28 protein-coding genes are annotated in these 25,933 nt (G+C 71.6%); 16 read left to right on the top strand and 12 right to left on the bottom strand.

All coding sequences use genetic code 11. The annotated features are described in order from the left end of the window. The first annotated feature begins 12 nt into the window (after window positions 1-12). From O7605_RS19745 to O7605_RS19720, 6 genes are all read left to right on the top strand, one after another. Window positions 13-273 (top strand): hypothetical protein, encoded by a 261-nt coding sequence (locus O7605_RS19745; RefSeq protein WP_269740538.1) that lies wholly within the window; start codon window positions 13-15, stop codon window positions 271-273. Between the two features lie 54 nt (window positions 274-327). Beyond that, complete coding sequence (locus O7605_RS19740; RefSeq protein ID WP_269740537.1) at window positions 328-1,707, top strand: MFS transporter; 1,380 nt, start codon at window positions 328-330, stop codon at window positions 1,705-1,707. A 159-nt stretch (window positions 1,708-1,866) separates the two neighbouring features. Next, a complete protein-coding gene (locus tag O7605_RS19735; RefSeq protein ID WP_269740536.1) occupies window positions 1,867-2,499 on the top strand; it encodes a GAP family protein in 633 nt (210 codons plus the stop codon). Between the two features lie 70 nt (window positions 2,500-2,569). Further along, on the top strand, window positions 2,570-3,349 hold the full coding sequence (locus O7605_RS19730) for an SDR family oxidoreductase (RefSeq protein WP_269740535.1): 780 nt from the start codon (window positions 2,570-2,572) through the stop codon (window positions 3,347-3,349). Window positions 3,350-3,386: 37 nt separating this feature from the next. Continuing rightward, window positions 3,387-3,584, top strand: coding sequence for a hypothetical protein (locus tag O7605_RS19725; RefSeq protein ID WP_093409275.1), 198 nt, complete (start codon window positions 3,387-3,389; stop codon window positions 3,582-3,584). Window positions 3,585-3,645: 61 nt separating this feature from the next. Then, on the top strand, window positions 3,646-4,194 hold the full coding sequence (locus O7605_RS19720; protein WP_269742690.1) for a YbaK/EbsC family protein: 549 nt from the start codon (window positions 3,646-3,648) through the stop codon (window positions 4,192-4,194). A gap of 55 nt (window positions 4,195-4,249) precedes the next feature. Here O7605_RS19720 and O7605_RS19715 read toward each other — a convergent pair whose 3' ends face one another. The 6 genes from O7605_RS19715 to O7605_RS19690 form a co-directional block, all read right to left on the bottom strand. Beyond that, window positions 4,250-4,885: a DsbA family oxidoreductase gene (locus O7605_RS19715; RefSeq protein ID WP_269740534.1), complete on the bottom strand. Its 636-nt coding sequence runs from the start codon at window positions 4,883-4,885 to the stop codon at window positions 4,250-4,252. Window positions 4,886-4,936: 51 nt separating this feature from the next. Continuing rightward, window positions 4,937-5,365: a SufE family protein gene (locus tag O7605_RS19710; protein WP_164448749.1), complete on the bottom strand. Its 429-nt coding sequence runs from the start codon at window positions 5,363-5,365 to the stop codon at window positions 4,937-4,939. Between the two features lie 25 nt (window positions 5,366-5,390). Then, entirely contained in the window at window positions 5,391-5,816 is a 426-nt protein-coding gene (locus O7605_RS19705) for a CBS domain-containing protein (RefSeq protein WP_269740532.1), read from the bottom strand. A 77-nt stretch (window positions 5,817-5,893) separates the two neighbouring features. Continuing rightward, on the bottom strand, window positions 5,894-7,636 hold the full coding sequence (locus O7605_RS19700) for a proline--tRNA ligase (protein ID WP_269740531.1): 1,743 nt from the start codon (window positions 7,634-7,636) through the stop codon (window positions 5,894-5,896). 201 nt (window positions 7,637-7,837) lie between these two features. Then, window positions 7,838-8,497, bottom strand: a complete 660-nt coding sequence (locus O7605_RS19695) for a response regulator (protein ID WP_269740530.1) — start codon at window positions 8,495-8,497, stop codon at window positions 7,838-7,840. Further along, window positions 8,494-9,762 (bottom strand): sensor histidine kinase, encoded by a 1,269-nt coding sequence (locus O7605_RS19690; RefSeq protein ID WP_269740529.1) that lies wholly within the window; start codon window positions 9,760-9,762, stop codon window positions 8,494-8,496. The genes O7605_RS19695 and O7605_RS19690 overlap by 4 nt, the downstream gene beginning before the upstream one ends. Before the next feature lie 131 nt (window positions 9,763-9,893). On the opposite strand from O7605_RS19690, the gene O7605_RS19685 reads away from it, so the two are divergent. Together O7605_RS19685 and O7605_RS19680 are read left to right on the top strand one after the other, a co-directional pair. Continuing rightward, window positions 9,894-10,331 carry a hypothetical protein gene (locus O7605_RS19685; RefSeq protein WP_269740528.1) on the top strand — a complete coding sequence of 146 codons (438 nt, stop codon included), beginning with the start codon at window positions 9,894-9,896 and terminating at the stop codon, window positions 10,329-10,331. A gap of 126 nt (window positions 10,332-10,457) precedes the next feature. Continuing rightward, window positions 10,458-11,363, top strand: a complete 906-nt coding sequence (locus O7605_RS19680) for an alpha/beta fold hydrolase (RefSeq protein ID WP_443083993.1) — start codon at window positions 10,458-10,460, stop codon at window positions 11,361-11,363. Window positions 11,364-11,407: 44 nt separating this feature from the next. Here the strand turns inward: O7605_RS19680 and O7605_RS19675 are convergent, their stop codons facing one another. The 3 genes from O7605_RS19675 to O7605_RS19665 all read right to left on the bottom strand — a co-directional run bounded on the left by O7605_RS19675 (window position 11,408) and on the right by O7605_RS19665 (window position 13,934). Then, on the bottom strand, window positions 11,408-11,596 hold the full coding sequence (locus O7605_RS19675) for a DUF397 domain-containing protein (protein WP_269740526.1): 189 nt from the start codon (window positions 11,594-11,596) through the stop codon (window positions 11,408-11,410). Continuing rightward, window positions 11,581-12,390 (bottom strand): helix-turn-helix domain-containing protein, encoded by an 810-nt coding sequence (locus O7605_RS19670; RefSeq protein WP_269740525.1) that lies wholly within the window; start codon window positions 12,388-12,390, stop codon window positions 11,581-11,583. Before O7605_RS19670 ends, O7605_RS19675 begins: the two co-directional genes overlap by 16 nt. A 317-nt stretch (window positions 12,391-12,707) precedes the next feature. After that, window positions 12,708-13,934, bottom strand: coding sequence for a hypothetical protein (locus O7605_RS19665; RefSeq protein ID WP_269740524.1), 1,227 nt, complete (start codon window positions 13,932-13,934; stop codon window positions 12,708-12,710). A 206-nt stretch (window positions 13,935-14,140) separates the two neighbouring features. Between O7605_RS19665 and O7605_RS19660 the strand changes: the two genes are divergently transcribed. After that, window positions 14,141-14,929, top strand: coding sequence for an SGNH/GDSL hydrolase family protein (locus O7605_RS19660; protein WP_269740523.1), 789 nt, complete (start codon window positions 14,141-14,143; stop codon window positions 14,927-14,929). A gap of 44 nt (window positions 14,930-14,973) precedes the next feature. Here the strand turns inward: O7605_RS19660 and O7605_RS19655 are convergent, their stop codons facing one another. Together O7605_RS19655 and O7605_RS19650 are read right to left on the bottom strand one after the other, a co-directional pair. Beyond that, window positions 14,974-16,224 (bottom strand): hypothetical protein, encoded by a 1,251-nt coding sequence (locus tag O7605_RS19655; protein WP_269740522.1) that lies wholly within the window; start codon window positions 16,222-16,224, stop codon window positions 14,974-14,976. Then, on the bottom strand, window positions 16,217-16,732 hold the full coding sequence (locus tag O7605_RS19650; RefSeq protein ID WP_269740521.1) for a SigE family RNA polymerase sigma factor: 516 nt from the start codon (window positions 16,730-16,732) through the stop codon (window positions 16,217-16,219). The genes O7605_RS19655 and O7605_RS19650 overlap by 8 nt, the downstream gene beginning before the upstream one ends. A gap of 107 nt (window positions 16,733-16,839) precedes the next feature. Between O7605_RS19650 and O7605_RS19645 the strand changes: the two genes are divergently transcribed. Beyond that, window positions 16,840-17,730 (top strand): sulfurtransferase, encoded by an 891-nt coding sequence (locus O7605_RS19645; RefSeq protein WP_269740520.1) that lies wholly within the window; start codon window positions 16,840-16,842, stop codon window positions 17,728-17,730. A gap of 62 nt (window positions 17,731-17,792) precedes the next feature. Here the strand turns inward: O7605_RS19645 and O7605_RS19640 are convergent, their stop codons facing one another. Further along, window positions 17,793-18,467 (bottom strand): TetR/AcrR family transcriptional regulator, encoded by a 675-nt coding sequence (locus O7605_RS19640; RefSeq protein ID WP_269740519.1) that lies wholly within the window; start codon window positions 18,465-18,467, stop codon window positions 17,793-17,795. Window positions 18,468-18,573: 106 nt separating this feature from the next. On the opposite strand from O7605_RS19640, the gene O7605_RS19635 reads away from it, so the two are divergent. From O7605_RS19635 to O7605_RS19610, 6 genes are all read left to right on the top strand, one after another. Next, complete coding sequence (locus O7605_RS19635) at window positions 18,574-19,725, top strand: FAD-dependent oxidoreductase (protein ID WP_269740518.1); 1,152 nt, start codon at window positions 18,574-18,576, stop codon at window positions 19,723-19,725. 75 nt (window positions 19,726-19,800) lie between these two features. Continuing rightward, entirely contained in the window at window positions 19,801-20,427 is a 627-nt protein-coding gene (locus O7605_RS19630) for a TetR/AcrR family transcriptional regulator (protein ID WP_269740517.1), read from the top strand. Window positions 20,428-20,552: 125 nt separating this feature from the next. Continuing rightward, window positions 20,553-21,890, top strand: a complete 1,338-nt coding sequence (locus O7605_RS19625; RefSeq protein ID WP_269740516.1) for an acetyl-CoA carboxylase biotin carboxylase subunit — start codon at window positions 20,553-20,555, stop codon at window positions 21,888-21,890. A 184-nt stretch (window positions 21,891-22,074) separates the two neighbouring features. Further along, entirely contained in the window at window positions 22,075-22,986 is a 912-nt protein-coding gene (locus O7605_RS19620; protein ID WP_269742689.1) for a hydroxymethylglutaryl-CoA lyase, read from the top strand. Between the two features lie 179 nt (window positions 22,987-23,165). After that, window positions 23,166-24,698 (top strand): acyl-CoA carboxylase subunit beta, encoded by a 1,533-nt coding sequence (locus O7605_RS19615; protein ID WP_269740515.1) that lies wholly within the window; start codon window positions 23,166-23,168, stop codon window positions 24,696-24,698. A 75-nt stretch (window positions 24,699-24,773) separates the two neighbouring features. Then, window positions 24,774-25,928 carry an acyl-CoA dehydrogenase family protein gene (locus O7605_RS19610; RefSeq protein WP_269740514.1) on the top strand — a complete coding sequence of 385 codons (1,155 nt, stop codon included), beginning with the start codon at window positions 24,774-24,776 and terminating at the stop codon, window positions 25,926-25,928. The last annotated feature ends 5 nt before the right edge of the window (window positions 25,929-25,933 follow it).

Here is a 25,933-nt window from a genome sequence, read left to right as displayed (position 1 = left end):
GGGGGAGGCGAGATGAGTGCGCTGACACGACAACTCAGTGGCACCCGGGAGTCGTTGCAGATGTTCACCCGCCGGGTGAATGTGCCGTTGCTGGGGGAGGTAGCGGTGCCGCCACCCGACAAGCTGACCTACTACGCCGGCATCGGGGTGCTGACCGCGCTCCAGGTGATCGAGTGGCCGTTGGCGCTGGTGATCACGGCCGGGCACCTGCTGGCCGACCAGCACCTGTCCGGGCTGGCCAAAGGGCTGGGCGAGGCGCTGGAGTCGGCCTGAGGTAAGCCGCGTCACCCTTGACCTGAAGGTGGGTTGAGGTCCGAGGCTTGCCCCATGCTGATCGCCCCGTCCCCGCTACCCGCCGAGTCGCTGTTCGCCCCTCGACTGCGGGCCATGACGGTGGGCAGCGTGGCGCTTGTCTCGTTGCTGGCGTTCGAGGCGTTGGCGGTCGGCACCGCCATGCCCACGGTCGCCCGGGCCCTGGACGGTCTCGCGTTGTACGGGATCGCCTTCGGTGGCCCGTTCGCGGCCGGCGTGGTGGCGATGGTGCTCTCCGGAATCTGGTGTGACCGGCGGGGTCCGCGTGCGCCGATGTGGGCAGGTCTCGCCGGATTCGTCGCTGGGTTGCTGCTCGCCGGCGCGGCCACCGACATGGCGACGCTGGTGGTGGGTCGGATCGTGCAGGGCTTCGGTTCGGGCCTGCTGTCGGTGGCGCTGTACGTGATCGTCGCGCAGGCGTACCCGGAGCGGTTGCACCGCCGCATCTTCGCCGCGTTCGCCGCGGCCTGGGTGGTCCCGTCGCTTGTCGGTCCGGTGGTGGCGGGGTTGGTCGTGGAGCACGTCGGCTGGCGGTGGGTGTTCCTGGCGGTGCCGGTGGTGGCGGTGCCGGCGGTGCTGTTGATCCATCCGGGGCTGCGGTCGATCGGGGTGGCCGGTCCGGTCCGCCGCTCCGTCGGGGCGCTGGCGCGGATCGGCTGGGCCTGCGGGGCGGGGGTGAGCGCCGCACTGTTGCACATCGGGGGTCAGCAGCGCGGCGTCGCCGCCGCGTCGCTGGTCGGGCTCGCCCTGGTCGGCATGCTGAGCTGCGTCCCGCGGCTGCTGCCGGCCGGGTTCCTGCGCGCCGGTCGCGGCCTGCCCACCGTGGTCGGGCTGCGGGGGCTGGCCTCGGCCGCGTTCGTCGGTGCCGAGGTGGTGATCCCGTTGATGCTGTCGCGGGAGCGGGGATTCACGCCGACGGCGGCGGGGCTGGTGCTCACCACCGGGGCGCTGTCCTGGTCGCTCGGCTCGTGGTTGCAGGCGCGGATCCGGTCGCCCCGGTCCCGGGGCACGCTGCCGAGGGCCGGCCTCACCTGCATCACGGCCGGCACCGCGGTGGTGGGCGGCTGCGTCGTCCCGGCGGTACCGGTGTGGGTGGGCGTTCTCGGCTGGGCGGTCGCCGGGCTCGGCATGGGCCTGCTCTTTCCGTCGCTGTCGGCGCTCACCCTGGAGTTGTCGGCGCCCGGCGAGCAGGGGCGTAACAGCTCGTCGCTGCAACTGTGCGACTCGCTCGCGTCGGCGACGGTGCTGGCGCTGACCGGTGCGGTGCTCGCCGCCGGGGCGGCACCGGGCCGCTTCGCCTACGGGCTGACTCTCGCCGTGGCGGCCGGACTCGCCCTGGTCGGTGCCCTGCTGGCCGGTCGGGTCGTGCCGACGCCGCGTCCGGTCTCGGTCTGACGGCCGGGTGCCTGCCGATCGGTGTCGGTCCGACCGGCCGGGTGCCTGCTGGGAGCGGTGTCGGTCTGACCGGTCCGGTGCCTGCTGACCGGGGCGGGTGGCGGGTGGATCGCGGAAGTGGCGGTGCGCGGTCGGGGTAGCCGGCAGGATGGGCTGGCGATGACCTTCCTGACGCTGCTGCCGTTGGCCGTGGTGATGGTCGCCGGCACGCAACTGGTGGCGGCGGTCTTCTTCGCCTCGTCCGACCGGCCACGGGCCGCCTCGCTGGGCTATCTGGCGGGTGCGGCGCTCGTCGTCCTCGGTGGCACGACGCTGGCCTGGCTGGCGGTCCATCAATTCAAGATCAATTTCACCGGTGCGGGCCGGGGCACCGTCGAGCGGTGGATCGACTGGTTCGTGCTGGTGCTGCTGGCGGTGCTGGCGGTGGTGGTGTTCCTCCGCCGGCACGCGGGGCCGCCCCGGTGGATGGGTCAGCTCCAGCACGCCAGCCCCGGGTACGCGGCGAAGGTGGGCCTGCTGCTGTTCCTGGGGATGCCCTCCGACGACCTGACCATGGCGACCGTCGGAGCCAGCGCCGCCCGGCACGACCTGCCGTGGTGGCACCTGCTGCCCTTCGTACTGCTCACGTTGGCCCTGCTCGCCCTGCCACTGCTGGCGCTGCTGCTGCTCGGCCGTCGGGCGGCGGTGCTGCTGCCGCGTATCCGGGACTGGGCGAACAACCACTCCTGGCTGGTCAGCGAGGCGGTCATCGGGCTCTTCGTGGTGATCACGGTGCTCGACCTGGCGAAGTGAGTCCGCTCACAGCCGGTCACGTCGAGTACGGCTCGTTCCGTCGAGCGGGCAGGCGACGAGGGAGGTTGACATGCGCGTACTGGTCACCGGTGCGGGTGGCACGCTGGGCCGGGAGGTGCTGCCCCGGCTGGTCGACGCGGGCTTCGAGGTGCGGGCCACCAGCCGCCGGCCGCGTACCGGATCGGGGGTGCGGTGGGTGGTGGCCGACCTGGCCACCGGCGAAGGGATCGCCGCGGCGGTGACCGAGGTGGACGCGGTGCTGCACCTGGCGTCCTCGCCGACCCGGCGAACCCACCAGATCGACGTGCTCGGCACCCGCCGCCTGGTCAGTGCTGCCGCCGACGCCGGGGTGACGCACCTGGTGTACGTCTCGATCGTCGGCGTGGACCGGGTGCCCTACTCGTACTACCGGCACAAGCTGGCCGCCGAGCAGGTCGTCGCCGACGGGTCGGTGCCGTGGACGGTGCTGCGGGCCACCCAGTTCTTCCCGTTCATCGACGAGCTGCTGCGGCTGTCCAGCAAGCTCGGCCCGGTCGTCGGTGACCGGGCGGTGCTGGCCCAGCCGGTCGACGCCGGCGAGGTGGCGGACAAGCTGGTCGAGCTGCTCCGGGCCGGAGCACGCGGCGGCATCGTCGAGTACGGCGGCCCCGAGGTGCAACGCTTCGACGCGGCGGTGCGGGCCTGGCGGCAGGCACGCGGCTCCCGCCGCCCGCTGCTGCCGATCCGCTTTCCCGGCCGCCTCGGCCGGGAACTGCGCGGGGGTGGCCTGGTCACCGACGCCCGACCGGCTGGCCGGCGGACCTGGGCCGACTACCTGTCCGACACGTACGGGCGAACAACGGCGCGATGACACCTGCTCGGGTTCACGTTCGTCCTACCGTCGAGCCATGCTCACGTTCGTCATCACCAGTCTCCTGTACGTCTGCGGGTTCGTCTTCCTCTACGGCGTGATCCGACTCGCGGTGCGGCACGCGATGGAGGACATCGAGGTGCGCCGCGTCCAGGCCGCGCGGGCGGAGGAGATGGCCGCCTCCCGGGACCGGGCGATGTTGGAGCGGCACGGCTTCCTGACCAACGAGGGCTGAGTTGCCAACCTCCGGTCCCCGGTCCGCGTCGCGGGCTGCGGATGCGACGATCACAGGCGTGATGGGAACGCTGAAGACCGAGCCCGCCCGCACCCGCGCCGACCTGTTGGCCGCGCCGGTCGCCGCCGCGCTGGACCGGTGGCCGGCCGACGCGCCGGTGGACGTCGACACGGTGCTTGTCGCGCCGATCGACGCCGACCTCGCCGACACCGCGGCGTTCTGCGCCGCGTACGACGTCGGGCTGGACGAGTCGGCCAACTGCGTGGTCGTGGCCGGTAAGCGCGAGGGGGTGACCCGGTACGCGGCCTGCCTGGTGCTCGCCACCACCCGGGCGGACGTGAACGGGGTGGCCCGCCGGGCGCTGGACGTCCGCAAGGCGAGCTTCGCCCCGATGGCCGACGCGGTGGAGCTGACCGGCATGGAGTACGGCGGGATCACGCCGATCGGGTTGCCGTTGCAGTGGCCGATCCTGGTCGACTCGCGGGTGGTGGCCACGCCGTACGTGGTGATCGGTTCGGGCGTACGACACAGCAAGATCGCGCTGCCGGGCCCGGCGCTGGCCGCGCTGCCCGGCGCGCGCGTGGTGGAGGACCTGGCCAGGCCGGCCTGACCGTCGACCGAAGTCGATGTCGTTGCACGTGAAACATCAACGACGTCGATGGCTGTCAGGGTGCGGCGGCCTCGCGCTGCGCCACCTCGGCAAGGGCGGCGAGCAGGGTTTCCGGTTCCTGCGCCCCGGTGACCCCGTACCTGCCGGCGAGCACGAAGGTGGGCACGCTCGTGACCCCGAGCTGCCGGGCGGCGGCCAGCTCGGCCCGCAGCTCGGCGACCCCTTCGTCGGATTCGAGGAAGCGACGGGCCTCGTCGCCGTCCAGCCCGACGGTCGCGGCCACCCCGGCCAGCGCCTCCCGTGAGCCCACGTCCACGCCGTCGACGAAGTGGGCCCGGTGCAGAGCCTCGACCAACTCACCGTCCCGGTCCCGCTGGCCGGCCCAGTTGGTCAGCCGGTGCGCGTCGAAGGTGTTCGCCGCGATCGCCCGGTCGAAGCGCAGCTCCAGACCGACGCTCGCGCCCACCTCGACGACCCGGGCGACCAGCTGCCGGGCCTGCTCGGGGCCACCGAACTTCTCGGCCAGCACGTCGAGGGTCGGACGCGGCGTCGGCACCGGCGACGGGTCCAGCTGGAACGGCCGATGCCGGACGGTCACCGTGCCGTCGTACGACGCGAGTGCCTGCGCCAGTCGGCGGCGGCCGATCCAGCACCAGGGGCAGACCACGTCGGCGTAGATGTCGATCTCCATGACCGGAGACAACCCGCTGACCGGCAGGTCTGTTCCCGACTGCCGCCGGGGTCACGCCGTCTGTTCGCGGACCTGCCGCTTGAGCCGGGCGAGGATGGCGGTGCCGCCGCGTACCCGCAGCGGGCTGATCGCCTGCGCCAGACCCATCCGCTGGTACAGGTCGTCCGGCACGGCGAGGACCTGTTCCGGGGTGGCGCCGGCCAGCCCTTCGGCGAGGATGCCGGCGAACGCCCGGGTGGTGGGTGCCTCCGGCGGGCAGTCGAACAGGGTGTCGACGGTGCCCTCGGAGGTCACCTCGGCGCGCAGGAAGAACGGGGTCTGGCACTCCACGACCTGCTCCATACCCTCGTGCCCGGGATGCCCGGCGGGCAGCGGCGGCACGGCGTCGGAGTACTCCAGCAGCATCTCCAGCACCACGTCGCGTGGCGCGGCGGCGAACTCGTCGACGATCTCGGCCAGCTTGCTCGGCATCTCGGGCATCCCGCCAGGCTACCGGCGGCCGTCCTCAGACCGTGGGCGACTGCTCGCTGATCTCGCTGAGCGCCGAGGTGGGGTCGAGCTGCATGGCGAGGTCGCCGAGGGAGACGATGCCGACCAGCTTGCGTTCGTTGTCGCAGACGAGCACGCGTCGAATGCCGCGCTCACGCATCAGCGACGCGGCCTCACCCGCGGTGCAGAACTGCTCGATCATGACGACCTCGCGGGTGACGATCGAACCGATGGTGGTGGTGCTGGCGTTGGCGTTCTCCGCCACCGCGCGTACCACGATGTCGCGGTCGGTCAGGATGCCGGCCAGGTTCGCGCCGTCGGTGACGACGACGTCGCCGATGTCGGCCTCCTTCATCACCCTGGCCGCCTCGTCGAGGGTGGTCTCCGCCGGCAGGTAGATCACCTGCCTGGTCATCACGTCAGCGACCCGGTAACCGGTCATGAGAGCCCCTCCAGAGCAACGTCGAGCCGATCGGAATGCGGTACCCCGTCACCTGACGGCTACACCATGTTTTCCGCCTACCCGTGCAACAGTTTCTCCAGCACGTCCGCCACGGGTAGCTCGGTGCGCTCCCCGGTCGCCCGGTCGCGCACCTCGACGTACCCGTCGGCCAGGCGGCGTCCGACCACGACGGTGCGCGGGATGCCGATCAACTCGGCGTCGGTGAACTTCACCCCGGCGGAGACGGCGGTCCGGTCGTCGACGAGCACCCGCAGGCCCGCGTCGGCGAGCCGGGCGCCGAGGTCGAGCGCCGCGTCGAGCTGCGGGCCCTTGCCGGCGGCCACCAGATGCACGTCGCACGGCGCGACCGAGGCCGGCCACACCAGTCCCCGATCGTCGTGGTGCTGCTCGGCGATCGCCGTCACCGCCCGGGACACCCCGATGCCGTAGCAGCCCATGGTGGGCCGGACCGGCTTGCCCTGTGGACCGAGCACGTCCACCGCGAAGGCGTCGGTGTAGCGGCGACCGAGCTGGAAGATGTGTCCGATCTCGATGCCCCGGCGCATGGTCAACCGGCCGGTTGCACAGGCCGGGCAGGGGTCACCGGGACGTACCTCGGCGGCCTCGACCGTGCCGTCGGGGGTGAAGTCCCGGCCACACACCACGTTCGTGGCGTGCCGGCCCGGCTCGTTCGCCCCGGTCAGCCAGGCGGTGCCCGGCACGACTCGGGGATCGACCAGGTAGCGGACGCCGAGTTTGCCGAGGATCTGCGGCCCGAGATAGCCCCGCACCAGCTCGGGATGCTCGTCCCAGGCGTCGAAGACGTCCACCGTGGCCGGTGCCAGCGTGGCGGCCAGCCGTTTCAGGTCGACCTCCCGATCACCGGGCAACCCGACCACCAGCAGTTCCGGCGCTTCGGCGCCCGGTCGGCGTACCGTCAGCACGACGTTCTTCAGGGTGTCGGCGGCCGACCAGTCGTCCCGACCGGCCAGGCGGCGGTCGTTGGCCAGCGCGACCAGGCTGGCGATGGTCGGCGTCTCCGGCGTGTCGTGCACCTCGGTCGCCGGGTGCGCCCGCAGGTCGCCGGACGCCGGTGCGGGTGTGGTCACCGCCTCGGTGTTCGCCGCGTAGTGGCAGTCGGTGCAGCCGACGTAGGTGTCCTCGCCGACCGGCGTGGCGGCCAGGAACTCCTCGGACGCGGAGCCACCCATCGCGCCCGACATCGCGTGCACCACCGTGTAGTCGAGGCCGAGCCGGTCGAAGATCCGCTGGTACGCCGCACGGTGCCGGCCGTACGCGGCCCGCAGGCCCTCGTCGTCCAGGTCGAAGGAGTACGCGTCCTTCATCAGGAACTCGCGTCCGCGCAGCAGACCGGCGCGGGGACGGGCCTCGTCGCGGAACTTGGTCTGGATCTGGAACAGCGTCACCGGCAGATCGCGGTACGAGGTGAGCAGCTCCTTGACCAGCAGCGCGGCCAACTCCTCGTGGGTCGGTGCCAGCAGGTGCTCGGCACCGCGCCGGTCGGCCAGGGTGAAGATGTCGTCGCCGTACTCGGTCCACCGCCCGCTGGTGCGGTACGGCTCGGCGGGCAGCAGCGCCGGAAAGTGCACCTCCTGGTCGCCGATCGCGGTCATCTCGGCCCGCACGATCTCGGTGACCCGCTCCAGCACGAGCCGGCCCAGCGGCAGCCAGGTGTAGCCGCCCGGTGCCGCCCTGCGGATGTACCCGGCCCGCAGCAGCAACCGGTGGCTCGGCACCTCCGCGTCCGCGGGATCCTCTCGCAGGGTCCGAATCAGCGACGTCGACATCCGCAGCATCACCCCCGCACCCTAGAACCCCACCCCCCACCCCACCGACCCATTTCCACCCCCCCCTCGCGCCCCGGCCCCCAGGCTCTCGGCGCGTTGATCAAGAAGTTTTGGTCGGGAAACGGCCGATCCATGACCAGAACTTCTTGATCAACGCGGAAGGGCGGGCCCGGAGAGGGCGGGGCGCGGTGGGGGACGCGGGCGGGTGGTGGGTTACGGGTGGGGGGTGGTCAGGCCGGCGCGGTGGGCTATCACGGCTAGGGCGGTGCGGTCGCGGGCGTTCAGTTTGGTGAGCAGGCGGCTGACGTAGGTGCGGGCGGTCGCGGGGCTGATGAAGAGGGCACGGCCGATCTCGTCGTTGGTCTCGCCCAGCCCGACCCGGGCGAGCACGGCACGCTCCCGGTCGGTGAGCACGGAGAGCCGGGGATCGGGCGGCGGTTGCTTCGGCGTGGCGGCGAGCCGTTCCATGACCCGGCGGGCGACCGTGGGCGAGAGCAGGTTCCCACCGGCGGCGGCCGTGTGCACCGCCCGTCGCAGGTCGTCCGAGGGCGTGTCCTTCAGCAGGTAACCGGCGGCACCGAGACCGACCGCCTCGACGATGTCCTCGTCGTCGTCGAAGGTGGTGAGGATCAGCACCCGGGTGGCGGCCAGGGCGTCGTCGGCGCGGATCGCCGCGGTGGCGGCCAGGCCGTCCATCACCGGCATCCGGATGTCCATGAGTACGACGTCGGGCCGCAACTGGCGAGCCAGGCGCAGCGCGGAACGGCCGTCGGCGGCCTCCCCGACCACGGTGAGCTGAGGGTCGGCCGCCAGCAGGGTGCGTATCCCCGCGCGCACGAGATCCTGGTCGTCGACCACCAGCACGCTCGTCACGTCGGCTCCCGCAGGGGCAGCACCGCGCGTACCTCGAATCCTGTGTGCCGGTGCCCGGCGGTGAGCGTGCCGCCGAGACTCTCGGCCCGTTCCCGCATCCCGGCGATGCCGTGCCCGGTTCGAGCCACCGTCGGCTCGAATCGGCCGTTCGCGGTTTCGGGGTAGGTCGGCGCTCCGGCCGGCTCTGCGCCGCCCGTCGGCTCTGCGCCGCCCGTCGGCTCTGCGCCGCGCGTCGGTTCTGTGCCGGGTGCCGGGTCGGAGCCGGTGTCGGTCACGGTGACGGTGAGCTGGTCGCCGTGCTGCTCGGCACGGATCTGGACGCGGCTGCCGGCGGAGTGCCGGACCACGTTGGTGACCGCCTCCTGCGCGATCCGGAAGGCGGCGGCCTCCACCGGCGCCGGCAGCGGCGTGTCGACGGCCACCCGCACGTCGACGTCGAAGCCGGCGGCCGAGGCGGCCCGGGTCACCGCGTCGAGGTTGGCCAGCGAGACCACGGTGCGTGGCGGGTCACCCGGTGATCGCAGCAGGGTCACCGTCCGCCGCAGGTCGTCCATGCTGTGTCGGGCGGTGGACCGGATCAGCTCCAGCGCCGACCGGGCGGCGGTCTCGTCCCGGCCCAGCGCCTCCCGGGCGACGTCGGCGTGCAGGGCGATCACCGAGGTGGTGTGGCCGAGGGAGTCGTGCAGGTCACGGGCGATCGCCATCCGCTCGTCCCGGAGGCGGGCCTGTGCCTCCTGCCGGTACCGGGCCTCGGTCAGTTCGGCGATCCGGCGGGCGTCCGCCTGGGCGGCGCGGCGGGAGCGCAGGCTGTCGCCGAGGGCGATCGCCGCACCCATCAGCAGGACGTGCCCAGCCAGCTCGTAGCCGACGACGAAGGAGAAGTCCTGTCCCTCGGCCAGCCGGAAGACCACCGACACCACGACCACCAGCACGGCGGCGACGATCGAGGCGGCGATCCGGCCGTGCTCGGCGGCGGAGAACAGGGCGGCGGCGACCGGCACGGCCAGCCCGATGGCCGGGTAGCCGGCGGCGTAGTAGGCGAACAGACCGAGCACGCTGACGGCCAGCACCAGCACCGGGTAGCGCCGCCGGACCAGCATCAGCGCGCCCAGACCGACGGCCCACAGGTACGCGAGCTGGTCCGGCCCGTGCCGGCCACCCTCGTTCGCGGTGATGACGACCGACACGGTGCCGGCCACGCCCGCGCCGAGGAGCGCGTCGGTGACCCAGGGACGTACCCTCCGCTGCGTCGACTGGCCGGCCACGAAATCAGCGTACGGCGAGGTCGGGGCCGCCGGAGTCGTCGGAAGGCGACACCGGGGATCGCTCACCGACGTACCGTGACCGCGATCCCGGGCCGATGGCGCGGCCACCGATCGTTCCTAGCGTTGCCGGCATGACCATGTCACCTCGCCCGGCTCTCGGGCTTCCGTTGCCCGCCCTGTTCGGGTTGGCGCTGCTCGGCCTGCCCCGGGTGGTGCTGCACGACCTGGATCTGGTGCACGAGCGCACCTTCGTCAACCTGCTGCTGGTGGTGGTACCGCCGATCGTGTGGATCACCGTGGCCCTGGTGAAGCGGGTGCCCAACCCGTTCCTGACTCTGCTGGCCGTCGGCGTGTTGTACGGCGTCCTGCTGGCCCTGACCCATCAACTGCTCTGGCACGTGGCCTTCGATGCCCCGCCGACCCTCGGCGGCAACCTGACCGATCTCGCGCCGGGTACGCAGGCCGTCATCGTGCGGTTCTTCGCCGCGATCAGCAGCCTGTTCACCGGCGTCATCGTCGGCGTCGTCGCGGGCGTGATCGCCTGGGCCCTCTCCCGCGCGCGTCCCTGATGCGGATCTTGGCACGGCGGCGCCCTCGACGGGCATCCCCGCACCAAGATCTGTGGAAGTTGGGTCGGTGACGAATTCGACGTTCTAGGTTCGGGTATGGGGGTGGGCGGATTGACCGGGGTGGGGGTGGGAGCGTTGCGCACTGACGTGCGGAAGGTCGAGGTCGGTGTGCTCGACGTCGGTTATGTCGACGCCGGTCCGCCGGACGGTCCGGTGGTGCTCCTGCTGCACGGCTGGCCGTACGACATCCACAGCTACGCCGAGGTCGTTCCCCTGCTGACCAGCGCCGGTCACCGGGTGCTGGTGCCCTACGCGCGTGGCTACGGCAGCACCCGGTTCCGGTCCGCCGACACGATGCGGAACGGCGAGCCGGCCGCCCTCGCGGTCGACACCGTGGCGTTCCTCGACGCGCTGGAGGTCGAGCGGGCGACCCTGGCCGGGTTCGACTGGGGTGGCCGCAGCGCCGGCATCGTGGCCGCGCTCTGGCCGGAGCGCTGCCATGGCCTGGTCGCGGTGAGCGGCTACCTGATCGACGGTCAGGCGTCGGGTCGGGTGCCGCTGTCCCCGGCGGCCGAGTACGCCTGGTGGTACCAGTACTACTTCGCCACCGAACGCGGCCGGGAGGGCTACGCGCGCAACACCCGCGACTTCGCCAGGCTGATCTGGCAGACGGCCTCGCCGAGATGGGACTTCGACGACGCCACCTTCGACCGCAGCGCGGCGGCGCTCGACAACCCGGACCACGTCGACATCGTCATCCACAACTACCGGTGGCGGCTGGGCCTCGCCGACGGGGAGCCGCAGTACGCGGACGTGGCGAAGCGGCTGGCCGACCGGCCGCCGATCACCGTGCCGACGATCAGCCTGGAAGGGGACGCCAACGGTTCACCCCACCCGGAACCGGAGGCGTACGCCAAGCAGTTCACCGGCCCGTACGAGCACCGCACGGTCGGCGGCGGGGTGGGGCACAACTTTCCGCAGGAGGCACCGCAGGCTTTCGCCGACGCCGTGCTGACGGTCGCCGCCCGTTGAACCGACGGGTCAGCGGGCGAACCGGCGCGTCAGCGGGTCAGCGGTCAGCCGAGCTTGGCGTGGGCGACGAAGCGACGCCAGGCGGCCGGGGCGAAGGTGAGCACCGGGCCGGTGGCGTCCTTGCTGTCGCGTACGCCGACCACGCCGGGCAGGTTGTCGGCCACCTCGACACACTCGCTGCTGGCGCTGCGGGTGGACTTGCGCCAGGCCGCGCCGGTCAGATCGTGGACCACGACTCCATCACTTCCTTCATCAGCAGCTCGGACTGTCCCTTGGGGAGGGCCACGCTGCGAATTCCCTCCCACACAGCGTGCAGGGTAGCGAGTTCCTCGGCCCTGTCGATGGTCGCGCCGCCGACCTGGTTCTCCAGGTAGCCGACCCAGTCGCCGTCGGCTCCCCGAGCCAGGGTCAGCGGGCCGGCGTGGCCGACGTGCACGCTGACGTCGGCCGAGATGACGTGGATCAGCACGCCGCCGCGCTTCACACAGTCGAGCAGGTGCCCGATCTGCTGCGTCATGATGCCCCGGAAGCTCTCGTCGACCCGGCGCAGGGCCGTCTCCTCGATCACCGCGATCAGGATCGGTGGATCCGGTCGGGTCAGGATTGCCTGCCGGTCCATCCGTACCGCCACTCGCCGCTCCACCTCGTCGTCGGTGAGCATGTCGTCGGACCGGATCACCGCACGGGCGTAGTGCTCGGTCTGGAGCAGCCCGGGGACCAGCGTCGGGTGGTAGCAGCGCAACTGGGTGGCGACGCGCTCGGCGTCCAGCCATGGGCGCAGGAAGTGTGGCTGGCCGTGCAACTCGGCGATGCGCAGCAGCCCCAGCAGCAGGCCGTCGCTGTTCAGCACCTCGTCGGCCCGCTTGAGGAAGAGCCGGTCGAACGGGCGCTGCCCCAGCTCGATCGCCGAGATCTGGGAGCCGGAGAAGTGCACCTGCTTGCCGAAATCCTCCTGGGTCAGGTTGGCGGCCAGCCGCAGCCGACGCAACTGGGCCCGGATCAGCTCGGCGGTCGGCTCGGATTCCACACTGCCTCCACGATCGATCGGCTGCTCGAATGGGCTTCCCGGCCGGCCGTCGGTCGCGCCACGGCCAGCGTCGATGCCTTCCGACAGTAGTCGTCCGATCACCACACTGTCACTCGGCGGTCCTGCTCCCATCCATCGGGGACGGGGTGGGGCTGCACCGGGGCCGCCCCGCCTTCCCCCGTGGCGGGGCGGCCCTTCCCTCAGCCCCAGGAGGTGCAGATGCCCGACCCGAACCAGCCACCGCGTCATGACGGCGTCAACGACCGGGCCGGCCGACCTCAGGTCGGCCGGCCCGGCGTCGGCTGGGATCGGACAGCTCAGGAAGCGGTGGTGTCGTCCCCGGAGACGAACGCGACCGAGCGGCGGCGTCGGGCGAGCAGCAGCACGATGCCCGCCGCGACCATGGCGAGACCGGCTCCGGCGATCAGCCCGGCCTGCGGCCCGGTGACCGGCAGGCCACCCCCGCCGCCGTTGTCGTCGTCCTTCTTCGCGGCGACCACGACGGCGTACCCGTCCTGGTTGTCGCTGGCGTCGACGTCGGCCGCCGGTACGGCGACGGCGTTCGCCGGCAGCACGGCCGGCTGCGGGGCGGAGCGGGCGCTGACGTCCTCGGTCAGACCCTCGACCTGCACGGTCCCGCCCGCCAGGGTGACCGGCGCCTCGACGTCGGCCGGCACCGTCACCAGGTTGTACAGCTCGACAGCGGAGTGGACGTCGTCGTTCGGCTCGGTGTCCTCGCCGATGGGCACGAGCGCGAGCGAATCGTAGGTGCAGACCGCCGACCGCCCATCGTCGTCGACCGCGCACTCCTGCGGCGGTCGGGTAAAGGTCACGCCCTCGGGCAGGCGCAGGTCGACGGAGACGCCGCTCACCGCCTTACGGCCGTGGTTGACGATCCGGTACCGCACCGCACCCGTCTCACCCGGATTCAACGTCCCGGTGGACTCCAGCCGGCCGCCGGCACCGACGCGCACCGACTGCCTGACGTCCGGCGCCACCACCGACAGGTCGGCTTCGGCATCGTCGACGAGTCTGACGGTGAACTCCCTGGTCTCGGTGACCCGCTCCCCGTCCTCGCCCCAGATCATGTAGACCTCGATCTGGATCTTGCCCTCGAAGGGTTCCTTTACCCATCCGGTACTGATGGAGATGGGGTAGTCCACCGTGCCGCCGGGCGCCGGCAGCAGCTCCGGAACCGTGGACGTGCCGGCGCCGGCACGGCAGTACCAACCCGCAGAGTCGCCGTCACACTCGCCGGAACCACCGCCCTCCCCCCAGAGGAACCAGGCTCTGTCCTGCCAAGCCACGTCGTCGGGCTGGACGTCGTACTGGATCACACTCGGGGTCTCGTCGGTCAGGTTGGTCACCTTCAGATGGAGCGTCTTGCTGGTGAACCCGACCGGAATCGTCGTGCCGGTCAGCTCGAAGGTGAACTTCGGCTCCGGGGCGACCGCCGAGGCGGGAGCGGCGGGGACGGCGATCCCGCCGACGAGAAGCAGTGCGGCAGCGGCTGTGCGTGACAGCCAGCGACGACCAACGGCCACAGCAGAATCCTTCGGGTGAACGAAGCATGAACGAAGCGTGTGGTTCGGGACACTACTCGCGATGGAGCTGGCGCGTGGACCCCACTCACCTCGATGATGTCCGCCACGTTCACCCCGCGCGGGGCACCGCCACGCGGACGACCGGTGCAAAACTTCCGGTGGTAGGCAGGAGTTCCTTTCCTACTCGCACGTCGGAGGAGTGAGCAGTGCGCTGGCGCAGTTACGTCGCGGTCGGGGACAGCTTCACCGAGGGCCTGGACGACGCCTACCCGGACGGCAGCTTCCGGGGCTGGGCGGATCTGGTGGCCACCCGGCTCGCCGCCGAGGCCGGCCCCCACTTCTCGTACGCCAACCTGGCCATCCGGGGGCGGACCTTCCCGAGCGTGGTGGCCGAGCAGGTGCCGGCGGCGCTGGCGATGAAGCCCGACCTGATCAGCTTCGCGGCGGGCGGCAACGATGTGCTGCGGCGCAACTTCGATCCGGACACCCTGGTGACCCGCTTCGACGAGGTGGTCGGCCGGCTGCGTAGCCGTGGTGCCGACGTGCTGCTGTTCCGGTTCGCCGACGTGATGGCGCGGCTGCCCGGCCAACGGTTGATCGCGCCCCGGGTCGCCCTGCTCAACCGGGCGGTGGGTGAGACCGCCGAGCGGCACGGCGCCATCCTGGTCGACCTGTACGCCGACGACACGTACCTGAACCCGTTGCTCTGGAGCACCGACCGGCTGCACCTGTCCCCCGCCGGGCACCGCCGCGTGGCCGGTCAGGTGCTGGCCGCCCTCGGCGTCGGCTGCGACGAGGAGTGGCTGCTGGTTCCCCCGAACCCGGAGCCCACCCCCTGGCTGTCCGCCCGCACCGCCGATTTGCGCTGGGCCGGCCGACACCTGGCCCCGTGGATCAAACGCCGCCTCACCGGCCGCTCCTCCGGCGACACCCGCACCGCCAAACGCCCCACCCTCACCCCGTTCCCCCCGTCAGCCCCCGCTCCGCCGCGTTGATCGAGACCTAACCTTCTTGATCAACGCGGACGGTTGCCGGGAGGTCAGTGGTTCAGGCGGATCCAGGCGCGGGACTGGGCGGTGCCGACGCCCAGGGTGGTGGTGGTGTTTCTGGTGTAGATGACGATGGTGTCGTCGGGAAGCACCTCGATGCTCGGAAGTTCCTCGCCCTCGAAGCGCGGCCCACGGACCTCGGGTACGTCGATGTAGCGTTCGCCGGTCCAGTAACCCAAGTTGCCACCGACCTTGGTCACGACGAGCATGCCGTCGTTGACGGCGGTCACCGAGTTGGTGTCGGACGGCAACTCGGTCTGCTCGCGCCACCGGTCGTCGACCAGTCGCCAGATCCGCTTCAGGTCGGAGAGGTCGTTGCTGCCCTTCCGACGGCCGAGCAGCCAGGCGTCGCGGCCGTCGGGGGAGACGAGCAGCTTGTCGGCGCCTGACACGGCGGGCAACTGCCGCCAACTGGCCGCCCCGTCGGCGCCTACCGCCGTACGGAGCCGGTCGTCCTGCAGAACGGTCACCCAGAGTCGGCCGTCGCCGTCCTCGACCAGCCCGAGATTGGCATCGCGGGACAGAGCCACCGGGGGTTGGGTGGGTGGTGTCGCCGCGCCGATCCGAGCGAGTGCCAACTCGGGGCAGTCGACACGGGTCAGGGGGTCGCTTCCCGGGCATCGGAGCAGATACCCGCTGCGGGTGGCCCAGCTGAGCAGCGTCGCCTCCGGTGGAGCTTCCTGCGGGTGCTCGGTGAAGGTAGCACCGCCGTCGGTGGAGACCAGGTAACCGCCGCCGATGCTTATGGTGACAATCCGCTCGTCGACGGCGAGCAGGTGGACCGGCCATTCCTGCCGGGGGCGGTTCACCGCGTCCGGCACCGGGATGCGCTGCCAGGTCTCGCCCCCGTCGACGGTCCGCGCCAGGTCGCGGCGGCAGTTGTTCGAATCGTCAGTCCTTTCGCAGGTGTCGAAGAGCGCCCAACCGTGCCGCGCGTCGACGAACCGCAGCTCACTGAGGCTGCCGGCGACCCCCACCGGGTCTACCTTCCGCTCGATCACCTGACCGTCCGGCGGCGGTGACGGGGTCGGGTCGGGTGGGTCGCGGTCGGCGTCCAGACCGGCGGTGGCGTACACGCCCGGCCCGGTCAGCAGCAGCACGACCAGCCCGGTCAGCAGGCTCCGCCAACTCCGGCGGCGGCGCATCCGGCGTTGGAGGTCCGAGATGTCGGGCGGGCGGAAGGTCGGTGCGGAGGTCGCTTCGAAGTCGGCGAACAGCTGGTCCAGGTTGATCTCACGCACGGCCGGCCTCCTGCCGCTCGGTGAGGTGGCGGGCCAGGGCCGTGCGGGCCCGCGACAGCCAGGACTTGACCGTCCCCTCCGGTACGCCGAGTTGGTCGGCGATCTCCGCGACGGTGAGCTGGGCCAGGTGGTGCAGCACGATCGCCCGGCGTTGGGTGGTGGGCAGGATGGTGAGGGCCTCCAGCAGCACCACCCGGTCCGGGCCCGGACCGGGTACGTGCTCCTCCCGTTGCCGGGCCAGGTGACGGACGGCGGTACGGACCCGACGCAGCCGGCTGGTGGCCAGGTTCCAGGCCACTCGGCGGACGAACGCCGACGGATCGTCGTACGCGCTGATCCGCTCCCAGCGCTCAAGTGTCCGACAGAACGCCTCCTGGGTGAGGTCCTGCGCCTCGGCGTGGTCACCGAGGTACGCGTAGAGCTGCACCGCCACCCGCTGGAAGTGCGCCTGGTAGAACTCGCTGAAGTCCACCGGCGGTGGGTCGGCCCCTGGTGGCGCTGCGGTCATGGCGGTCCTCGGTGTTCGGCGGCAGTCAGGAGTGTCACGCCTGGCGGACCACATTCGCTGCACCCGAAATCCGATGGCCGAGCGGAGCGCGGCGTACTTTGGGGACCATGTCTGTGCCGAACGATCCCGATCCCCGACTCCAGTCGTACGCGGACCCGCAGCGACTGGTCACCACCGACTGGCTGGCCGAGCATCTGGGCGACGACGGTCTCGTGGTCGTCGAGTCCGACGAGGACGTGCTGCTCTACGACAGCGGTCACATCCCCGGTGCCGTCAAGGTCGACTGGCATCTGGAGCTGAACGACCAGGTGACCCGGGACTACCTGGACGCCGAGCGGTTCGCCGAACTCTGCGCCGCCAAGGGCATCGGCCGTGCCGACACGGTCGTCTTCTACGGCGACAACTTCAACTGGTGGGCGGCGTACGCCCTCTGGGTCTTCACCCTCTTCGGTCACCAGGACGTGCGGCTGCTCGACGGCGGCCGGCAGAAGTGGATCGCCGAGGGGCGGGAGCTGACCCGCGACAAGCCGAACCGGCCCCGGGCGGATTATCCGGTGCCGCAGCGCGACGACGCGCCGGTGCGGGCGTTCCGCGAGGAGGTGTCGGCGCACGTCGACGCCGGCCGGCCGCTCGTCGACGTGCGGTCGCCGGGCGAGTACACCGGCGAGATGCTGCACATGCCGGACTACCCGCAGGAGGGCGCGCTGCGCGGCGGTCACATCCCGGGCGCGGTGAGCAAGCCGTGGAAGTCCGCCGCCAACGACGACGGCACCTTCAAGTCGGCCGACGAGCTACGGGCCATCTACGCCGACCAGCTCGGCCTGGCGCCGGATGACGTCCTCGTCGCCTACTGCCGCATCGGCGAACGCTCCAGCCACACCTGGTTCGTACTCCGGCACCTGCTCGGCTACCCGAAGGTGCGCAACTACGACGGCTCCTGGACCGAGTGGGGCAACCTCGTCCGCGCCCCCGTCGTCAAGGGCCCCGACCCGAGGTGACGCCATGTTGACCATGAGGTTGGCGGCGGAATTTGTGATCGACTTCGCCGCTAACCTCATGATCAACGCAGTGGGGGTCGGCGCGGGGTCGGGTCGGGGTCGGTCAGGTAGCGGTGGATGGTGGGGGATAGCCAGGTGATCAGGTCGGCGGGGGAGATGTCGACCATCGGGGGTAGGCGCAGGACGTAGCGGGTCAGGGCGACGCCGAGCAGTTGGCTGGCGACCAGGCCGGCGCGGCGTGGGGCCTCGGCGGGGTCGGCGACCACCCGGCCGACCGCCACGCTGAGCTGGGTGGTGAAGATGGCGCGTACCCGCTCGGCCGCGCCCGGGTTGGTGCTCGCCGTGCGCAGCAGCGCCGGCAGAGTGGCGTCGCCCTCCCAGCGGGTGAAGAAGTAGCCGACCAGCTCCGTGCCGAGGCGATCGACCGGCACGCCGCTGAAGTCGGGCAGGCGCAGGTCGAACTCGGCCGCCGTGGCGAACAGGTTCTCCTTGCTGCCGTAGTACCGCATCACCATCGACGGGTCGATCCGGGCGTCCGCGGCGATGGCCCGGATCGTCGCCCGGTCGTACCCGTCGGCGGCGAAGCGGTCCCGGGCGGCCCGCAGGATGGCCGCGCGGGTCGCCTCCGCGCTACGTCGCCCGCCACCCGCCGTCGCGGGGCCGGAGGTGCGGCGTCCGCCGTCGGCCGCCGGCTCCGCGAGCGGTTGCCGAGCCTGTTCCGGTACGCCCTCCGTCATGTGACCGACGGTATGCCAACGCCTGTTGACTTCACAATCCGGGGCGGCCTACTGTTGCCAACAAGCGTTGGCCAACAGGCGTTGGCAATTCGCCGAGGAGGTCGTCATGCTGCCCCAACGAACGGACGTCCTGGTCGTCGGCGCGGGCCCGACCGGGCTCACCGCCGCACTCACCCTGGCCCGGCGGGGGGTCGAGGTGACCGTGGTCGACAAGCGGGAGCAGCCGGCGGTGACCTCGCGGGCCGCCGTGGTGCACGCGTACACCCTGGAGGTGCTCGACCGGATCGGAGCCGGCGGGGCACTGGTGGCCCGGGGGCTGCGGTCGGCCCGATTCAGTGTCCGCGACCGGGACCGGGTGCTGGTCACCGTGCCGTTCGGCGGGTTACCCAGCCGCCACCGGTACGCGCTGATGGTCTCCCAGTCGGTGACCGAGGAGGTGCTCACCGATCGGCTGGCCGAGGCCGGCGTGCCGGTGCTGCGTCCGTACCGGCTCACCGGTCTGCACCCCGACGGTGACGGCGTGGTGGCCGACCTCGACGGCACGAACGTGCGCGCCCGATGGGTGGTCGGTGCCGACGGCATCAACAGCACCGTCCGTGAGCTGTCCGGCATCAGCTTCACCGGGCCGGCCGGTTCCGAGGAGTCGTTCGTGCTGGCCGACGTACGCGTCGACAGCGGCCTGCCCCGCGACGGCGCGTCGATCTTCCTCGCCCGGGGCGGGCCGCTGGTCTGGGCGCCGCTGCCCGACGGGCGGGTACGCCTGGTCGCCACCGTCACCGATCCACCCGCCGAGCCGGACGCGGCCTACCTGCAACGCCTGCTCGACGAGCGCGGCCCCCGGCAACGGCCGGACCAGGTGCGCGAGGTGCTCTGGTCCTCCCGCTTCCGGCTGCACCGACGGGTCGCCGGGACGTTCCGCTCCGGGCCGGTGCTGCTGGCCGGCGATGCCGGACACGTGCACAGCCCGGCCGGCGGGCAGGGTATGAACCTCGGCATCAGCGACGCGGTCGACCTCGGCGAGACCCTGGCGGACGTGCTCGCCGGTGCCGCCGAGACCCGGCTGGACGAGTACGCGGCCAGACGTCGCCCGCTCGCCCACGAGGTGGCCAGCTTCGCCGACCGGCTGACCCGACTGGCCACCGTGCCGTCGCCGGTTCGGCCGGCCCGGGACCTGTTGCTCCGCCTGGTCTCGATGCTCCCGCCGGTGCGGCACCGGATCGCGGTGCGGCTCTCCGGCCTCGACCAACGCCCGACCTGAGGCACCGTTCCCGGCAGTCGGACCGGCGGGTAACCACGGCCGCACGCGGTCGACGGACGGGTCTAGGCTGGCCCGGTGACGGTGGAGCAGCAGGCCCGGGGCGCGTCCGGCGGGGCCACGGGGGCGGGACGACGCCGATCCCGCAAGGACGAGATTCTTGAGATCGCCGTGGGTCTCTTTGCCGCCCGCGGCTACCACGGCGTGTCGATGGACGACATCGGTGCGGCTGCCGGGGTGACCGGCCCGGCGCTCTACCACCACTTCGCCGGCAAGGAGGCGATGCTCGTCGCCGCGCTGACGCCGGTGAGTGAGGGACTGCTCGACGGCGGGCGGCAGCGCCGCGCCGCCCATCCCGACGACCCGCGCGCCGCGCTGGAGTCGCTCATCGATTTCCACGTCGACTTCGCGCTCGCCAACCCGGCCGTCATCGCGCTGCACCTGCACGAGCTGGACCGGCTGCCGGAGGAGCCCCGGCGGCGCATCCGCCGACTCCAGCGGCTCTACGTCGAGGAGTGGGTCACCGTGCTGACCGCCCTGCATCCAGGGCTGCCCGACGGTGAGGCGCGAGTGCTGGCACACGCCGCGTTCGGCCTGATGAACTCCACCCCGTTCCTCGGCGGCGAGGTCGACCACCGGCGGCGGGCCGAGCTGCTGCGGGCCGCCACGCTGGCCGCGCTGCTCGCCCCCACCGAGCCCGCCTGACCGTCGCGGTCAGCGTCCGGCTCGTCCCACCGTCGAGCCGAGGCGCCGGCAGGGGGCCTTTCACGGGTCCGCCGCGACGTGATTGGCTAGCCCGCGTCCCACACAATGGAACGCTCGGAGGAGCCATGATCGAGTCGCTGCTGGTCGCCAACCGGGGTGAGATCGCCCGTCGGATCATCCGCACCGCCCGGCGGCTCGGGGTACGTGCGATCGCGGTGCACTCGGAGGCCGACGCCGATCTGCCGTTCGTCGCCGAGGCCGACGAGGCCGTCTGCGTCGGGCCGGCCAACCCGGCACAGAGCTACCGGAACACCGAGGCGATCATCGCCGCCGCCCGGTCGACCGGCGCGCAGGCGATCCACCCCGGGTATGGCTTCCTGTCGGAGAACGCCGACTTCGCCCGTACCGTCGAGGCCAGCGGGCTGATCTGGGTCGGGCCCGGCGCGGACGCGATAAGCGCGATGGGCGACAAGATCAATGCGCGGAACCTGATGGCGGCGGCCGGCGTGCCGGTGGCGGCCGGGACCACCGAGCCGGCGGCTGACCTGGGGGCGGCGGTCGCGGCGGCGGCGGAGATCGGCTACCCGGTGATGGTGAAGGCCGCCGCCGGTGGCGGGGGCATGGGTATGGGGGTGGCGGTCGACGAGGCCGCGCTGCGCACCGAGTACGACAAGGTGCGCGCCTTCGCGGAGCGGATGTTCGGCGACGGCTCGGTGCTGCTGGAGCGGTACTTCCCCCGGGTGCGGCACGTCGAGGTGCAGATCCTCGGCCTGGCCGACGGTCGGGTGCTGGCGTTGGGTGAGCGGGAGTGCTCGGTGCAGCGGCGTAACCAGAAGCTGGTGGAGGAGTCGCCCTCCCCGGCGGTGTCCCCGGAACTACGTACCCGCCTGCTGGCTGCGGCCGTGCGAGCGGGCGAGGCGGTCGACTACCGCAACGCCGGCACGGTCGAGTGCCTGCTCGATCCGACGACCGGGGAGTTCTTCTTCCTGGAGATGAACACCCGGCTCCAGGTGGAGCACCCGGTGACCGAGCTGGTGCACGGCATCGACCTGGTGGAGGAGCAGCTGCGGGTGGCCGCCGGCCTGCCGCCGACCTTCGACCCGGACGCGCTGACCGTGCGTGGTCACGCCATCGAGTTGCGGATCAACGCCGAGGACCCGAAGCGGTTCCTGCCCGGCCCCGGCACGATCAGCACCTGGGTGGAGCCGACCGGCGAGGGCATCCGCGTCGACTCCGGCTACGCCGAAGGGAACACCGTCACCCCCTTCTACGACAGCCTGATGGCGAAGCTCATCGTGCACGGCCAGGACCGGACCGAGGCCATCGCCCGCGCCCGCGCCGCGGTTGCCGCCTTCGACCTGGCCGGCCCCAAACACAACCTCCCCTTCTTCACCGACCTGCTGGAGAACCCCGAATTCCTCTCCGGCAACTACGACACCGGAATCGTCTCCCGCCTCCGCTGACCGCCCCCCTCCCCACCCCCTCGTCGGGTTGATCATGAAGTTGTTGTGCCTCGCCCGGCGTGTCGTGGGCAACAACTTCATGATCGCCCGGGGGAAAGGGGTGGGGGTGAGGTGCGGTGGGGCGTGACATGCTGGGGGTGTTTGGAGACAGGGCTTGTCACAGTGAGGTGGCGGGATGGCGGAGATGCCGGAGTACGTGTCCATTCGTGAGGTCGGGCCGCGCGACGGGTTGCAGAACGAGGCGCCGATCCCGACCGACGCCAAGGTGCGGCTGCTCGACGCGCTCTCGCGTACGGGGGTGCGTCGGATCGAGGCGGTGTCGTTCGTGCACCCCCGGGCGATCCCGCAGATGGCCGACGCCGACGAGGTGTGGCGACGGGCGCAGCGGGTGGACGGGGTGCGTTACTCGGCGCTGGTGCCGAACACGCGCGGCGCGCAGCGTGCCCTGGCCGCCGGCTTCACCGAGATCGAGGTGGTCGTCTCGGCCAGCGACACGCACAACCGGCGCAACGTCAACCGGTCCACCGACGAGTCGCTCGACGACATCGCGGAACTGATCGACCTGCTGCACGGTGCCGGTGCCCGCGCCGAGGTGATCGTCGCGACCAGCTTCGGCTGCCCCTACGAGGGGGACATCGACCCGGTGCGGGTGGCCGCCATCGTGGACCGGGTGGTCCGCGACGGCGCCGACCGCGTCGCGTTCGGCGACACCACCGGCATGGGTACGCCCCGGCGGGTCCGTGACCTGCTCACCGCCGTACGCGACCGCAACGCCGACGTTCCGGTGCTGCTGCACTTCCACAACACCAGAGGCACGGCGCTGGCGAACATGCTGACCGCCCTGGAACTCGGGGTCACCGAGTTCGACGCCAGTGTCGGCGGGCTGGGCGGCTGCCCGTACGCGCCCGGTGCCAGCGGCAACCTGGCCACCGAGGAGGCGGTGCACATGCTGCACGACATGGGCATCGACACCGGCATCGACCTGGCCGCCCTGATCGAGGTCGCCGAACTGGCCGAGACCCTCACCGCCCGCACCCTCCCCTCCGCCATCCTCCGCGCCGGCCCCCGCACCCGCCTCACCCCGCTGCCCGCCTGATCCACCCACCCACCCCCCACCCCACCCAGAGCCCGTTGATCATGAGGTTGGCGGCGAAGTTGATCTATAAAACTGCCGCTAACCTCATGATCAACGCTGGGGATTCCAGGGTGGTGCGGGGGGTGGGTGGGGTGGGGTAGCCTAACGATCGTTCAGGTGGGAACGGTGAGGGAGTCCGCGTGACGGTTGACGGTGAGGCGCTGGAGCAGCTGCGCAAGCGGGTCCGGGCCGGCGGTGCGGAGAAGTACCACGCGGCCAACGCCGCGAAGGGCAAGCTGTTCGCGCGGGAGCGGGTCGCGCTCCTGGTCGACGAGGACTCCTTCGTCGAGGACGGGCTCTACGCCAACGCGCTGGCCGAGGGGCTGCCGGCGGACGGCGTGGTCACCGGCACCGCCACCGTCGACGGTCGCCAGGTCTGCCTGATGGCCAACGACTCCACGGTCAAGGCCGGCAGCTGGGGTGCCCGTACCGTCGAGAAGATCATCCGGATCATCGAGCGGGCGTACGACACCGGCGTCCCGATGGTCTACCTGGTCGACTCGGCGGGTGCCCGGATCACCGACCAGGTCGAGCTGTTTCCCGGGCGGCGTGGCGCCGGGAAGATCTTCTGGAACCAGGTCCGCGCCTCCGGCTCGATCCCCCAGGTCTGCGCGCTGTTCGGGCCGAGCGCGGCCGGTGGGGCGTACATTCCGGCGTTCTGCGACGTGGTGGCCATGGTCGAGGGCAACGCCAGCATGTACCTCGGCTCGGACCGGATGGTCGAGATGGTCACCGGTGAGAAGACCACGCTCGAAGCGATGGGCGGGGCGCGGGTGCACTGCGCCGAGTCCGGTGTCGGGCACTTCCTCTGCAAGACCGAGGCCGAGGCGCTCGACGTGGTGAAGCGCTACCTGTCGTACCTGCCGGCGAACTGGACGCAGCAGCCGCCGGCCGCCCCCGCCGTCGAGGCACCGGCGAAGGCCGACCTCGCCGCGCTGGTGCCGGCGAGCGAGCGGCAGGCGTTCGACATGCGGCGGTACGTCAAGGGCCTGCTCGACGAGGACTCCTTCTTCGAGATCCAGGCCCTCTGGGCCAAGGAGTTGACGATCGGGTTCGGCCGGCTGGACGGCGAGGTCGTCGGCGTGGTCGGCAACAACTCGATGTTCAAGGGCGGGGTGCTCTTCGTCGACTCGGCGGACAAGGCGACCCGGTTCGTGCAGCTCTGCGACGCGTTCAACGTGCCGCTGCTGTTCCTGAGCGACGTGCCCGGCTTCATGGTCGGCAGCGCGGTGGAGAAGCAGGGCATCATCCGGCACGGCGCAAAGATGATCACCGCGATCTCCGAGGCGACCGTACCGAAGATCTGCGTGGTGGTGCGCAAGGCGTACGGCGCCGGCCTCTACGCCATGGCCGGGCCGGGCTTCGAGCCGGACGCCACCATCGCCCTGCCCACCGCCAAGATCGCCGTGATGGGTGCGGAGGCCGCGGTGAACGCCGTGTACGCGAACAAGATCGCCGCGATCGAGGACGAGGCCGAGCGGGCCGCGTTCGTCGCCGCCCGGCGCGAGGAGTACGAGCGGGACATCGACGTCGTACGGCTCGCCAGTGAGCTGGTGGTCGACGCGATCGTCGAGCCGCGGCAACTGCGCGCCGAACTGGTGCGCCGGTTCGCCGCCGCCCGTGGCAAGCAACGGCACTTCTCCCGGCGACGGCACGGCGTCACCCCGGTCTGAGTCGTCCGGTACCCAGCACGTTCCCGTCCCGGCGTCACGAGCGCCCGGCGGGCCGTCCACACAGGAGGAAACCCGATGGACTTCCGGCTCTCCGAGGAGCACGAGGCGCTGCGGGACAGCGTGCGGGACTTCGCCCGCGAGTTGGTCGCGCCGGTCATCGCCGAGCACTACGAGCAGCACACCTTCCCGTACGAGATCATCCGCCAGATGGGCAAGATGGGCCTGTTCGGCCTGCCCTTCGCCGAGGAGCACGGCGGCATGGGCGGCGACTACTTCGCCCTCTGCCTGGCCCTGGAGGAACTGGCCCGGGTCGACTCCAGCGTGGCCATCACCCTGGAGGCGGCGGTCTCGTTGGGCGCGATGCCGATCTACCGGTTCGGCACCGACGAGCAGAAGGCACGGTGGCTGCCCCGGTTGCTCAGCGGCGAGGCGCTGGCCGGGTTCGGGCTGACCGAGCCGGGCTTCGGCTCGGACGCGGGGGGCACCGAGACCCGGGCGGTGCTGGACGAGGCGACCGGCGAATGGGTCATCAACGGCTCGAAGGCGTTCATCACCAACTCCGGCACGGACATCACCACCCTGGTCACCGTCACCGCCGTCACCGGCACCCGGCCGGACGGTACGAAGGAGCTGTCCTCGATCATCGTGCCGAGCGGGACCCCCGGCTTCACCGTCGCGCCCGGCTACTCCAAGGTCGGCTGGACCGCCTCGGACACCCACGAGCTGACCTTCGACGACTGCCGGGTGCCGGCGGAGAACCTGCTCGGCGAGCGCGGTCGCGGCTTCGCCCAGTTCCTGCGCATCCTCGACGAGGGCCGGATCGCCATCGCCGCGCTGGCCGTCGGCCTGGCCCAGGGTTGCGTCGATGAGTCGATCAAGTACGCGAAGGAGCGGCACGCCTTCGGTCAGCCGATCGGCAACTACCAGGCGATCCAGTTCAAGATCGCCGATATGGAGGCGAAGGCCTACACCGCCCGGCTCGCCTACTACGACGCCGCCGCCCGGATGCTGGCCGGCGAGCCGTTCAAGCGGCAGGCGGCGATCGCCAAGCTGCACGCGAGCACGATCGCGGTGGACAACGCCCGGGAGGCGACGCAGATCCACGGCGGGTACGGCTTCATGAACGAGTACCCGGTGGCCCGGTTCTGGCGGGACTCCAAGATCCTGGAGATCGGCGAGGGCACCTCCGAGGTACAGCGCATGATCATCGCTCGCGACCTGGGGATGTGAGCCAG

It is taken from the genome of Verrucosispora sp. WMMA2121 (assembly GCF_027460185.1).
GTDB lineage: Bacteria > Actinomycetota > Actinomycetes > Mycobacteriales > Micromonosporaceae > Micromonospora > Micromonospora palythoicola.
Note: the sequence above shows the minus strand (reverse complement) of the source record. Positions and strands in the feature narration are given on the sequence as shown.